Source organism: Kushneria aurantia DSM 21353 (assembly GCF_000382245.1).
Classification (GTDB): domain Bacteria; phylum Pseudomonadota; class Gammaproteobacteria; order Pseudomonadales; family Halomonadaceae; genus Kushneria; species Kushneria aurantia.
The window spans coordinates 229,590-241,634 of the sequence record NZ_KB907862.1 but is presented as its reverse complement, the minus strand read 5'-3'; the positions used below and the strand labels follow the sequence as shown (position 1 = coordinate 241,634).

At 65.3% G+C, this 12,045-nt stretch carries 10 protein-coding genes; 3 read left to right on the top strand and 7 right to left on the bottom strand.

Translation table 11 applies throughout. The features are described from left to right. Position 1 precedes the first annotated feature (1 nt). Positions 2-802 carry a sugar phosphate isomerase/epimerase family protein gene (locus H146_RS0101160; protein ID WP_019950012.1) on the top strand — a complete coding sequence of 267 codons (801 nt, stop codon included), beginning with the start codon at positions 2-4 and terminating at the stop codon, positions 800-802. Further along, positions 795-1,685, top strand: a complete 891-nt coding sequence (locus H146_RS0101155; RefSeq protein WP_019950011.1) for a phosphogluconate dehydrogenase C-terminal domain-containing protein — start codon at positions 795-797, stop codon at positions 1,683-1,685. Before H146_RS0101160 ends, H146_RS0101155 begins: the two co-directional genes overlap by 8 nt. Before the next feature lie 232 nt (positions 1,686-1,917). On the opposite strand, the gene recG is transcribed toward H146_RS0101155, so the two are convergent. Together recG and H146_RS0101145 are read right to left on the bottom strand one after the other, a co-directional pair. Beyond that, positions 1,918-3,996 (bottom strand): ATP-dependent DNA helicase RecG, encoded by a 2,079-nt coding sequence (gene recG / locus H146_RS0101150; RefSeq protein WP_019950010.1) that lies wholly within the window; start codon positions 3,994-3,996, stop codon positions 1,918-1,920. A gap of 14 nt (positions 3,997-4,010) precedes the next feature. Further along, on the bottom strand, positions 4,011-4,940 hold the full coding sequence (locus tag H146_RS0101145; protein WP_019950009.1) for a hydrogen peroxide-inducible genes activator: 930 nt from the start codon (positions 4,938-4,940) through the stop codon (positions 4,011-4,013). Between the two features lie 173 nt (positions 4,941-5,113). Here H146_RS0101145 and H146_RS0101140 point away from each other — a divergent pair, with 173 nt between their 5' ends. Next, positions 5,114-5,989 (top strand): SDR family oxidoreductase, encoded by an 876-nt coding sequence (locus tag H146_RS0101140; RefSeq protein ID WP_019950008.1) that lies wholly within the window; start codon positions 5,114-5,116, stop codon positions 5,987-5,989. A gap of 67 nt (positions 5,990-6,056) precedes the next feature. Here H146_RS0101140 and H146_RS0101135 read toward each other — a convergent pair whose 3' ends face one another. From H146_RS0101135 to H146_RS0101115, 5 genes are all read right to left on the bottom strand, one after another. After that, positions 6,057-6,446, bottom strand: coding sequence for a RidA family protein (locus tag H146_RS0101135; protein ID WP_019950007.1), 390 nt, complete (start codon positions 6,444-6,446; stop codon positions 6,057-6,059). A gap of 55 nt (positions 6,447-6,501) precedes the next feature. Then, positions 6,502-8,643 carry a RelA/SpoT family protein gene (locus H146_RS0101130; protein ID WP_019950006.1) on the bottom strand — a complete coding sequence of 714 codons (2,142 nt, stop codon included), beginning with the start codon at positions 8,641-8,643 and terminating at the stop codon, positions 6,502-6,504. A 29-nt stretch (positions 8,644-8,672) separates the two neighbouring features. Beyond that, entirely contained in the window at positions 8,673-8,927 is a 255-nt protein-coding gene (gene rpoZ / locus H146_RS0101125; RefSeq protein ID WP_019950005.1) for a DNA-directed RNA polymerase subunit omega, read from the bottom strand. Positions 8,928-9,067: 140 nt separating this feature from the next. Continuing rightward, on the bottom strand, positions 9,068-9,700 hold the full coding sequence (gene gmk, locus H146_RS0101120; protein ID WP_019950004.1) for a guanylate kinase: 633 nt from the start codon (positions 9,698-9,700) through the stop codon (positions 9,068-9,070). A gap of 161 nt (positions 9,701-9,861) precedes the next feature. Continuing rightward, on the bottom strand, positions 9,862-11,958 hold the full coding sequence (locus H146_RS0101115) for a TonB-dependent siderophore receptor (RefSeq protein WP_019950003.1): 2,097 nt from the start codon (positions 11,956-11,958) through the stop codon (positions 9,862-9,864). Positions 11,959-12,045 lie beyond the last annotated feature (87 nt).

Below are 12,045 nucleotides of genomic sequence, written 5' to 3'. Positions count from 1 at the left end.
CATGGCTATCGGTTTGAGTACTTACGCCTTTTTCTGGCGTGGTTCTACACGCATGCAAACGCCCATGACGCTGGAGGATATGCTTGAGGAGACTGCCGAACTGGGTGGAGCGGTCTTGCAGATCTGCGACTATGCCGCTGTCGAAACGTTTGACGACGCCCGCCTGACTGAGCTTTCACGCCATGCCAAGGCGCTTGGCATCACGCTCGAACTAGGTACGCGCGGCCTGAATCTCGCGCATATCGAGCGCTATCTGCAGATCGCCGAAAGGCTGGGCGTCAGCATGCTGAGAAGTATGTGCCATAGCGGCGAAGACCACCCCGATGACGCCGATGCGATCCGCCGCATCGAAGCGCTGCTGCCGCAACTGGAGAACCAGGGGGTGGTGCTGGCACTCGAGACCTATGAGCAGATACCGCTCAACAGACTGATGAACGTGATCGAGACCGTCGACAGTCCCCATCTCGGCATATGCCTCGATCCGGCCAACTGCGTGGCCGCACTGGAGATTCCACAACAGGTGATCGAGCGCAGCGCCGAGCGAGTGGTCAATCTGCATATCAAGGATTTCGCCTTTACCCGATCCCCGGCCTGGGTCGGCTTTCAACTGATAGGCGCACCGCTGGGCGAGGGACTCTTGCCGTTTGACGACATGATGGCACGCCTCCAGCCAGCGGCACGCCGCATCAACTGCATTATCGAACACTGGCTACCCTGGCAGCACGATAGTGTGACCACCCATGACACCGAAACGCGCTGGACGCGCCACGGCATCAACCTTTTGAGGAATCGACATGGATAGAAGTTACCGCAACATCGCGCTAGTAGGCGCCGGCGGCAAGATGGGGATGCGCATTTCCGCCAATTTGCAGCGCAGTGATTATCACGTCTACTACTGCGAAAATGCCCCAGAGGCACAGCAGCGAATTCACGCCGAAGGTCGCGAGGTCAGCGCCATCGAGGAGGTTATCGAACACTGCGAGCTGGTGATCCTGGCCGTTCCGGATACCGTTCTGGGAAACGTCTCCGAAGCCCTAGTGCCCAGCATGACAGCCGGTGCTACGCTTTTGACTCTCGACCCAGCCGCTGCCTACGCAGGGCTCTTGCAGCAGCGCGACGATCTACACTATGCGGTCGCCCACCCCTGCCACCCCTCCATTTTTCTGCAGCGGCGCAGCAATGACGAGTGGGCCGACTCCTTTGGTGGCAGTGCTGCCACTCAGTCGGTCGCCGCGGCACTGCAGGCCGGCGATGACGCTCAGCGCAAGCCGCTGACGGACGTTATTCGTTGCATGTACGCCCCGGTAGATAACGTCTACTGGATGACCGTCACCCAGCTGGCCTATTTAGAGCCAACTCTCGTCGAGACAGTCACCTGCATGCTGGGCACCTTCATGAAGGAGGCGCTGGAAGAGACGGTCGAGCGTACCGGTGTCGCGCGCGAGGCAGCCGAGGCGATGCTATATGGCCATATACAGATTGCTCTGGCAGTGGCCTTCCGCAGTACCAATCCTTTCTCCGATGCCTGCATGGTGGCTATCGAATATGGACGCGAAACCATCCTGCGACCGGACTGGAAGAAGATTTTCGATCAGTCCGAGCTCGACAAGGTGATTGCTCGCATGCTGAAGATCGACCAGTTGAAGGGAGAGCGGGGCCACGCCCGCGTACCTGCCGACAGCTGAGCCCAAGGCCTACGTCGCTGTCAGGGCGCCGCCCTTTCCATCCCGGTACCCCTTCACGGATCGCCTGCGACCAGGCCTTGCCCGATACCATCTCGGGCAGCGTCCGGGTGCGCGGGTTGATATGACCGCGCCGCCATTGCGGCTTGTATCGCGCCAGCCGCGGCGCCAGCGCTCCCCAGAGGATGATCACCGGAGCAGGGCGCGGCTGAAGCCGAGCAGTAAGCGCAGCACCCTAAACCTGCCCATAGCGACCCGCGGCGTCGCCCAGCCAGCGCTGAACCAGCGGCTCGGCAGCCTCCGGGGCTTCTTCAAGCAGCGCCCGTGACAGCTCACGCACGCGCTCGAGGAGGTCGCGGTCGCGGCTCAGATCGGCGATTTTCATCCCCACCAGGCCGGTCTGGCGGGTGCCAAGCACCTCGCCGGGGCCGCGCAGTTCGAGATCGCGCTCGGCGATGCGAAAGCCGTCACTGGATTCGCGCAGCACCCCCAGCCGCTCCCGCGAACTGTCGGAGAGCGGCGGATGGTAGAGCAGCACGCAGAAGCTCTCTACCGAGCCGCGCCCCACCCGGCCTCTGAGCTGATGCAGTTGGGCCAGCCCGAGGCGCTCGGGGTTTTCGATAATCATCAGGCTGGCGTTGGGCACATCGACGCCCACCTCGATCACCGTGGTGGCGACCAGCAGGTCCAGCTCGCCGTCGCGAAAGGCGGCCATCACCTCAGCCTTTTCGGCGGACTTCATGCGCCCGTGCACCAGCCCCACGGCGAACTCCGGCAGCGCCTCGGTGAGGGTGTCGCGGGTCACCTCGGCGGCCTGGCAGGTGAGCGCCTCGGACTCCTCGATCAGGGTACAGACCCAGTAGGCCTGGCGCCCCTCGAGGCAGGCGTTGCGGATGCGCTCGGTGACCTCGCTGCGGCGTTCATCGGCGACCGCCACGGTCTTCACCGGCGTGCGCCCCGGCGGCAGCTCGTCGATCATCGACACATCGAGATCGGCGTAGGCGCTCATCGCCAGGGTGCGCGGGATGGGGGTGGCGGTCATGATCAGCTGATGCGGCGTGGTAGTGCCGGTCTCGCCCTTCTGACGCAGGGCGAGGCGCTGATGCACGCCGAAGCGATGCTGCTCGTCGATGACTGCCAGCGCCAGGCGGTGGAAGTGCACGTCCTCCTGAAACAGGGCGTGGGTGCCCACCGCCACCTGCGCGCGTCCCTCGCTGAGGCGCGCTTTGGCATCGAGGCGCGCCTTGCCCTTGAGCTTGCCGGAGAGCCAGGCTACGTCGATGCCGAGCGGTTCGAACCAGCCCTTGAGGCTTCGGTAGTGCTGCTCGGCGAGCAGTTCGGTAGGCGCCATCAGCGCCGCCTGATAGCCCCCGGCGACCGCCGCCAGCATCGCCATGGCGGCCACCACCGTCTTGCCCGAGCCGACATCGCCCTGTACCAGCCGCAGCATCGGCGTAGCGCGCGCCAGATCACCGCCGATCTCGGTCAGCACGCGGCGCTGGGCACCGGTCAGCGAGAACGGCAGACGAGTCAAAAAGCGGCTGGCGAGGCCGTTGCTGGCGTTGAGCTCGGGCGCGGCGTCGCGCTGAATATCGAGCCGCACCCGATGCAGGCTCAGCTGGTGGGCCAGCAGCTCCTCCAGCGCCAGCCGCCGCTGTGCCGGATGGGCTCCCTCGGCCAGGGTCTCCAGCGGTGCATCCGGCGGCGGAAAGTGCAGGTAGTCGAGACATTCGCGCAGCGCCGGCAGGCGAAAGCGGCTGCGCAGGCCGTCGGGCAGCCGCTCCTCGACGCTGATGTCACCGCTGTCGAGACGCTCGAAAGCCTGCACGATCAGCGCGCGCAGGCGCGGCTGGGCAAGCCCTTCGGTGGTCGGATAGATCGGTGTCAGCGTCTCCTCCACCTCGGCCGCGGCGTCATCGCGTAAAAGCCGGTACTCGGGGTGGTAGAACTCAAGCCCGGTGCTGCCGGTGCGTGCCTCGCCGAACAGCCTGAGCCGGGTGCCGCGGCTGAACTGCCCCTTCTGCGCCGGCGAGAAGTGGAAAAAACGCAGCGAGGCGATGCCGGAGCCGTCACGCAGGCGCACCAGCAGGCTGCGCCGACGCCCCTGAACAATATCGGCGGCGGTCACTTCGCCCTCGATCACCGCCTCGCGCCCCGGCTTCAGGGTAGCGATGGGGGTCACGCGAGTGCGGTCCTGATAGCGCAGCGGCAGGTGAAAGAGCAGATCCTCGACACCGGCCAGCTGCAGGCGCGCCAGCCGCTCCGCCATGGCGGGGCCGACGCCGGCGAGGCTGTCGAGAGGCGTGATCGACATGGGCGCCCTGCCGCCTAACCGGCTTCGGCCTCGGGCTGGCTGGCCCGGCGGCAGGCGTAAATGGCCCGGGTCAGGGCGTCGATCGCTCGTGGCCGGGGAAAGCTGGCGCGCCATGCCAGCGCGATGTTACGGCTGGGCGACGGCGCGCGGAAGGGGCGCGTCTCCAGCAGCCCGCTGACGTAGTAGCCGGTGCCCACCGCCGACTGCGGCACCACGCTGATCCCCAGCTTCGAGGCCACCATGTGGCGGATGGTCTCCAATGAACCGCCCTCGGCGACCATGGGGCTGCCGGGCTGCTGCATGTGCTCCTTGATGGTGGGGCAAGCCTCCAGCACCTGGTCGCGGAAGCAGTGGCCTTCGCCCAGCATCAGCATCTTTTCGTCATCGACCGCATTGGGGTCGATTTCGTCATAGGCAAGCCAGGGGTGATCGGCCGGCAGCAGCACCTCGAAGGGCTCTTCATAGAGCGCCTTGGTCAACACATCGGGCTCGTTGAAGGGCAGCGCAACGAGAATCACATCCAGCTCGCCGGAGCGCAGCTTGCGGCGCAGCTGATCGGTCAGATTCTCCTCGATGTAGAGCGGCATCTGCGGCGCCTCGCGCGCCAGCTCGGGAATCAGGTGGGGGAAAAGATAGGGCCCCAGTGTCTGGATCGCTCCCACCCGCAGCGGGCTGGAGAGCTGATCCTTGCCCTCGTTGGCCATCTCGCGAATGGCGCCTGCCTGCTCCAGCACGCGGCTGGCCTGGGCGACGATCTTGTCCCCCAGCGGGGTGACCTGAACGGTGGACTTGCTGCGCTCGAAAAGGGCTACGCCCAGCTCTTCTTCCAGTTTCTTGACGGCCACCGACAGCGTCGGCTGAGAGACAAAGCAGCGCTCGGCGGCGCGTCCGAAGTGACGCTCATGGGCGAGGGTCACGATATAGCGAAGTTCTGTTAGAGTCATGTTGCAGACCGATCCAGCACGTGGACGTGGAACAGGGAATTGTCGCCCCGCGCGACGGTTCAACACGGGAAGTCGACACAGCGAAGCACCTGCTGCCGGCACCGGGCGAGCCATTCGCGCGGGCCGCTACCAAGTGTTTCCTCGTCGGCCCCATCATGCAAGGAGCCTGACGCTTGAATAAAACAGTCCTCATCCTGGGATGTGGTGATGTCGGTACCGCCCTGGGGCAGCGCCAGCTGGCCCGCGGCTATCGCGTGGTCGGCGTGCGCCGCAGTGTGCAGGCGCTGGCCGACACCGGCATCGAAGCGCTGTCGATGGATGTCAACGACGAACACGCCCTCGATACCCTGCCCGACGCCGACATTGTAGTCTACGCCATCAGCGCCGACCGCTTCGAGGAGAGCGCCTATCAGGCCGCCTATGTCGACGGCCTGTCGCAGGTACTGACGCATTTTGAAAATCGCCGCACGCCGCCGGCGCACTTCTTTTTCGTCTCCTCCACCTCGGTCTACGGTCAGCAGGAGGGTGAACGGGTCGACGAGGAGAGCGAGCTTTCCCCGGCGAGTTTCTCCGGGCGGCTTTTGGTCGAGGCCGAGCAGCGACTGGCGACCAGTTCGCTCAAGGGTACCACGGTACGCTTTTCGGGTATCTACGGCCCCGGCCGCGAGCGGCTGATTGGCCAGGTGCAGGAGGGTCGCATCGCGCCCGAAACGCCGCCCATGTACTCCAACCGCATCCACCGTGACGACTGCGCCGGCGTGCTCGATTTTCTGATCGAGAAGGCGCTGGCGGGCGAAACGCTGGCAGCGGTCTATCTGGGCAGCGACAGCGAGCCGACGCCGCTGCACGACGTCATGCTGTGGCTGGCGCAAAAACTGGGGGTGAAGCCCGATACGCCGATTCAGTCCCCGCTGCGCCGCCGCGCCAGCAAGCGCTGCGACAGTACGCGGCTGGTCGAGGCGGGCTATCGGTTCGAATATCCCACCTTTCGCGAGGGCTATGCCCAGGTCATGCGCGAGGCGGGGATCAAAACCGCCGAACAAGCCTGAAAGGCTGAAAGGCGAACGCCGGTTCAACCGGCGCGCTCTAATCGGCAGCGTGCATCGCCGGACGCCGTCAGTCGCCCACCACCATGATGCCTTCCGCCTCTACCTGGCTGCCACGCGGCAGCTGCTTGACGCCGACCGCGGCGCGCGCCGGGTAAGGCGGCTGGAAGTACTCCTCCATCACCTGATTGACCCGCGAGAAAGTCTCCAGATCGGTCAGGTAGATGTTGAGCTTGGCGATGTCGGCCAGCGAGCCGGAGGCCGCCTCGCATACCGCCTTGAGGTTTTCAAAGACCTGGCGCGCCTGCAGCTCGACGTCGCCGCCGACCAGCTCCATGGTCTGCGGGTCGAGGGGAATCTGGCCGGAGAGATAGACCGTGTTGCCCGTCTTGATCGCCTGGGAGTAGGGGCCGATCGCCGCCGGGGCGCGGTCGGTATGAATGGCAGCGCGATTGCTCATGGAAACCTCTTGTATGCTCCGTAGGGTTATCGATTCGGGGTACGGGCGGTACCGCTCAGCTACACACGCGCGACACGCGACCTACGTCGGCTATGTTGCGTATGCGCTTGATGATACGGGCCAGATGGACGCGATTTCTGACCGACAGGGTCAGATTGACGATCGACAGCCTGGCATCGCGCTCCTCGATATTGATGCGCTCGATATTGGCCTCGGCGTCGTTGACCAGACTCGCCAGCTCCGCCACCAGACCGCGACGGGTTTCAACCTCGAGCCGCAGCCCCGCCGGAAAATCATCCTCGACGCAAGCCGACCACTGTAGCGGAAAGCTCTTTTCCGGGTCATCCCGACAGTCGTCGAGGTTGCCGCACTCGATGCGGTGTACCACGATACCGCGCCCGGCGCTGAGCTTGCCGACGATGACATCGCCCGGCAGCGGATAGCAGCAGCGGGCGAAACTGATCACCATGTTGTGACCGCCGCTGATGGCAATCGCCCCCTGGCTGTCGCTGTGCGCCAACGGCTCATCGCGGTGCTCGGTCGGCGCCGTGGAAGCGTCAGTAAGCCGCCGCGCCACGCTCCAGGCGACCCGGTTGCCCAGGCCGATCTCCTCCAGCAGGTCATCCAGGCTGTCGACCTCGAAGGCCGCCAGCAGCGCTCTGGTCTGCTTTTTCGACAGCCTGTCCAGCGCGTATTCGGAGTCCGCCAGCGCCTGATCGAGGAGTCGGCGGCCCAGCGCGATGGAGTCGTTGCGCTGCTGATGCTTGAGCGCGTGGCGCACCGCCGAGCGCGCCCTGGAGGTCACCGTGAAGGAGAGCCAGGCCAGATTGGGGTGAGCCCCCGGGGCGGTGATGATCTCTACCGTCTGACCGCTCTCCAGCCGTGACGACAGCGGCGCCAGGTGGCGGTCGATGCGACAGGCGATGCAGCTGTTGCCGATATCGGTGTGCACCGCGTAGGCGAAGTCGATCGCGGTGGCGCCGCGCGGCAGCTCCATGATGTCGCCCTTGGGGGTGAACACATAGGCGTCATCGGGGAACAGATCGTTCTTGACGTGCTCGATGAACTCCAGCGAGTTGCCGGCGTGGCGCTGCATCTCCAGCAGCCCGCGCACCCACTCGCGGGCGCGGGCGTGGCTGCCCATGGCGATCGGCCGGTCGGTCTGGCCCGCCTTGTAGAGCCAGTGGGCGGCGATACCGTTGTTGGCCATCGCCTCCATCTCGCGGGTGCGAATCTGCACCTCGATGGGCAGGCCGTTGGGGCCGAAAAGCGTCGTGTGCAGGCTCTGATAACCGTTCGCCTTGGGGATGGCGATGTAGTCCTTGAAGCGCCCCGGCACCGGTTTATAGAGGTTGTGCACCGCGCCGAGAATGCGGTAGCAGGTGTCGACCCGGTCGGTGACGATGCGAAAGCCGAACACATCCATCAGCTCGTTGAACGGCTTGCGCTGATCGCGCATCTTGCGATAGATCGACAGCAGGTGTTTCTGACGCCCCATCACCGTGCCGGGCAGCTCGTCATTGTCGAGCGTGCTCTGCAGCGTGCTCTGCACGTGACGCACCATCGAGCGGCGGTTGCCGCGCGCCCTGACCACCGCGCGCTGAATGCGCTCGGCGCGCATCGGGTAGATCGCCTGGAAGGAGAGGTCCTCCAGCTCCATGCGGATGGTGTTGATCCCCAGCCGACCGGCGATGCGCGAGTAGATCTCCAGCGTCTCGCGGGCAATGCGGCGCTTTTTGTCGGGACGCAGCGCCCCCAGGGTACGCATGTTGTGCAGGCGGTCGGCGAGCTTGACGATGATCACGCGGATATCGCGCGACATCGCCAGTACCATCTTCTGGAAGTTCTCCGCCTGGGCGACCGCCTTGTCCTCGAAGGTGATCTGGGTCAGCTTGGAGACACCGTCGACCAGCTCGGCGACCTCCTCGCCGAACTGGCGCGACAGCGCCTCCTTGGTGATGCCGGTATCCTCGATCACGTCATGCAGCATCGCGGCCATCAGGCTTTGATAGTCCATGTGCATGTTGGCGAGGATGTTGGCGACCGCCAGCGGATGGGTCACGTAGGGCTCGCCGGAGCGGCGGCTCTGGCCGTCGTGGGCCTGCTCGGCGTAGTAGAAGGCGCGCCTGACCCGGGCGATCTCGTCAGCAGTCAGATAGCCGTCGAGACGGTCGGAAAGATCGTCGATCGTGAACATGGCGGGTCAGGGTACGGTAGACAGTCGGCTCAGGCCTCGGTGTCGGGTTCGTAGCGCGGGCGCTGCGGTACCATCGCTTCGATCGGTTCGTCGAGCACGCTGCGGTCGACCTTCTGGGCAGCGATTTCACGCAGCGCCATGACAGTGGGCTTGTCGTTTTCCCATGCCAGCTCGGCGTTGCGCGAACCGCGCGCAAGCTGGCGTGCGCGATGGGTCGCCACCATGACCAGCTGGAAGCGGTTATCGACGTGGTCGAGGCAATCTTCAACCGTTACTCGTGCCATGAAACGGCTCCTGAATGGTTTGATGCTGAGGGGTTTTACGGTGGGCGACGACCTTTCGCTCGACCCGCCGCTTCCCCGAATGACGCTGCGGCCAGCCGCCGGGGCGGCCGACCGCAGCGTTCCGGAAGGGGGAATCGAGTCTACCGGAGGGGCGGCTGTGCTGACAAGAGCCCCTCGATAAGCCCCGGATTCTCCGCCTGTACGCGTTTCGTTCGCAGACGTTCGGCGCCGATCAGCGCCTCCAGCTGGCCCACGGCGGCATTGAAATCGTCGTTGACCACCAGGTAGTCGTACTCCTCGAAGTGCGACATCTCGCTGACCGCATCGCGCATGCGCCGCGCGATGGTCTCGGTATCGTCCTGGCCGCGGCCGGCAAGACGCTCGTGAAGGGCCGTGCGCGAGGGTGGCAGGATGAAGATCGACACCGCATCCGGGCGCTGCGCCCGCACCTGGCGGGCGCCCTGCCAGTCGATCTCGAGAATCACGTCCTCGCCCAGCGCCATGCGCTTTTCGATCTCCACGCGCGAGGTGCCGTAGTAGCGATCAAACACCCAGGCGTGCTCGAAGAACTCACCGACCTCGACCATGCGCTCGAATGCGCTCAGCGCGACGAAGTGATAGTTGAGCCCGTCGGTCTCGCCCGGGCGCATGCTGCGCGTGGTGTGCGATACCGACACACCCAGCCCCGGCGTGCGCTGAATCAGCTCGCGCACCAGGCTGGTCTTGCCGGCGCCGGAGGGGGCGGAGACGATATAGAGCGTGCCCGTCGACATAAAAAACGGTCCGGATGGCTGCGAAGCGGGCCATTATGGCACAGTGCCGATGACAACGTGCACCATGGTTGCACGGGACGGCGGGTATCGCCGTCCCCCGCTTCAGACCGTCTCTTCGCCGTGCAGCGGCACCGCCGCCAGCGGAAAATGGCGCGCTCGTCTCAGAAACTCAGGCTGGCGCTCAGCCTGACCGCCAGCGGCTCGCCGATCATGACCCTGGTATCGCCACCGCTGGCGGTATACCAGGTGATGTCGAACAGATTGTCAACGCGCAGCTCAAAGCCGCTGCGTTCGTCCCAGCCGGGCGGCGTCCAGCGCGCAAAGGCATCCACCACGCTGTAGTCATCAAGCGTGAAGCTGTTATCGGCATCGCCTTCGCGTTCACCCACGTAGCGCACCCCGCCACCCACCCGCCACAGCCCGCTGGCCGGGTCGACGGCCAGTTCGCGGGCCAGCAGCAGCGCCGCGGTGTGGCGGGCAACGTTGGGCAGCTCATTACCGACGAGGCCACTGTCGCCGTCGCTTTTGACCTCGGCGTCGGTCCAGGCGTAGTTGGCCAACAGCGACAGCCGGTCGCTCAGCTCGCCCTCCAGCGACAGCTCTACCCCCCGCGAGCCGCTGCTGCCGATGGCCCGCGCGACGCCGTTGTCGCTGACCACGATGTTGTCCTTGTCGATATCGAAGTAGACCAGCGAGGCCGCCAGCCGGTCGTCGAGCAGACGCCGCTTGAGGCCAACCTCCCAACCGCGCCCCTCTTCGGGGTCAAAGCGCTGGCCGCTGTCACTGTCCGGCTCGTTGGGCACGAAGGATTCGCTGTAGCTGGCGTACACCGAGGTCATGGCGTCGAGCCGATAGAGCAGGTTGGCATGAGGCAGAAAGTAGGTGTCGTCGATATCGGCCTGGATCACGGGCTGAACACCCTCGATGCCGTACTGCTCGCTGTACTGATAGCGCCCGCCCAGCCCCAGTATCCAGCGCTCGCCGAAGTGAATGCGGTCATCGAAATAGAGAGCGCTGTTGTGCAGCTCGTCGAGACGATGGCTGCGCGAGTCGAGGTAGTGATCGGCGCCCCGGGGCGGTTCCAGGCGGCCGTAATCCAGGTTGTCGATCGACTGCCGGTCGGTCTCGCCGCGATAGCGATCGGCCAGATAGTCGCGGCGCCGCTCGTGGTCGGCGCCCAGTGTCAGCTCATGGCGCAGGCCGGCCAGTTCGACGTCGCCCAGCAGTTCGCCGGCGGTGTAGATCACGCGGCGGTCGAAGCCGAGGTTGGCGTCGGCGCGGCGGGTCAACAGCCCGTCCTCGTCGACGCTCAATACGCGAGGCTGGCCGTCATCGTACTGGCGACGGTTCCAGCCGTAGACAAGACGGCTGCTCCAGTCGGCGTCGAGGTCCTGCTCCCAGCTCGCCGTAACCGCCTGGTCATGGCCGGTCACCCGCGACCAGTCTTCATCCAGACGCCGCTTGCGCGGAAGATCGAGGGGGTCGCCGTCGACGAAGGCGGTACCGCGATCCAGCGTCAGGTCGTAGTCGCGATATTCGTAGGCCAGCCACAGCCGGGTATCCTCGTCCTGCCAGGCCAGCGAGGGGGCAATCACGGTCTGCCGGTTCTCGCCGAAGTTGCGCCAGTAGTCCTCATTCTGGCGGCCAACGATGACACGATAGGCCGTGCCGCTGTCGCCCAGCGGCCCGGTGACATCGATACTGGTGCGGCCACCGCCGAACGAGCTGCCTTCGCCGCTGATCAGGCGCTGCGGCTGATAGCGGGGCTTTTTGCTGACGATATTGACCACGCCGCCCGGCTCCTGAATACCGTAGCGAAAGGAGCTCGGCCCCTTGAGCACCTCGATGCGCTCGGCGGTGAAAAGCGGGAAGGTATTGCGCGGCTGACGAATGCCGTCGCGCAGAATCGAGCCATCGCTGTTGCTGCCGAAACCGCGCTTGATGAACCCCGCCTCGGTGCCCCCCATGGTATTGCTCAGGGTGATGCCGGGCAGCCACTGCAGTGCCTCGGTGAGGCTGTTGGCGCCACTATCGTCGATCTGCTGGCGGCTCAGTTGCTCGACACTGCGGGCGCTGTCGAGAAAGTCGATCTGCTGGCCGGTGGCGATGCGGGTGGGCGCCGGCAGATAGCGGCTCTCCTGCGGCCGATCGGCGACGACGGTCATTGTCTCGAGCTCGCTCGTGCCGGCATCGGCAAGCGCCATGGGCGCCAACAGCAGGTTCGGCAGCAGGGCGACGGAGGCAATGCGAATACGCATGGAACAATCCTCTTGTTGTTGGCGCGGCGCGATGGCCGGGAAGGAAAAGCACGGTACGACGTACCGAGCGCTGCAGGGGCCGGGGCC

Bases quoted from the DNA above. Each gene is read 5' to 3' on its own strand.
- H146_RS0101160 (WP_019950012.1), top strand. From the start codon at position 2: ATGGCTATCGGTTTGAGTACTTACGCCTTTTTCTGGCGTGGTTCTACA.
- H146_RS0101155 (WP_019950011.1), top strand. From the start codon at position 795: ATGGATAGAAGTTACCGCAACATCGCGCTAGTAGGCGCCGGCGGCAAG.
- recG (WP_019950010.1), bottom strand. From the start codon at position 3,996: ATGTCGATCACGCCTCTCGACAGCCTCGCCGGCGTCGGCCCCGCCATG.
- H146_RS0101145 (WP_019950009.1), bottom strand. From the start codon at position 4,940: ATGACTCTAACAGAACTTCGCTATATCGTGACCCTCGCCCATGAGCGT.
- H146_RS0101135 (WP_019950007.1), bottom strand. From the start codon at position 6,446: ATGAGCAATCGCGCTGCCATTCATACCGACCGCGCCCCGGCGGCGATC.
- H146_RS0101130 (WP_019950006.1), bottom strand. From the start codon at position 8,643: ATGTTCACGATCGACGATCTTTCCGACCGTCTCGACGGCTATCTGACT.
- rpoZ (WP_019950005.1), bottom strand. From the start codon at position 8,927: ATGGCACGAGTAACGGTTGAAGATTGCCTCGACCACGTCGATAACCGC.
- gmk (WP_019950004.1), bottom strand. From the start codon at position 9,700: ATGTCGACGGGCACGCTCTATATCGTCTCCGCCCCCTCCGGCGCCGGC.
- H146_RS0101115 (WP_019950003.1), bottom strand. From the start codon at position 11,958: ATGCGTATTCGCATTGCCTCCGTCGCCCTGCTGCCGAACCTGCTGTTG.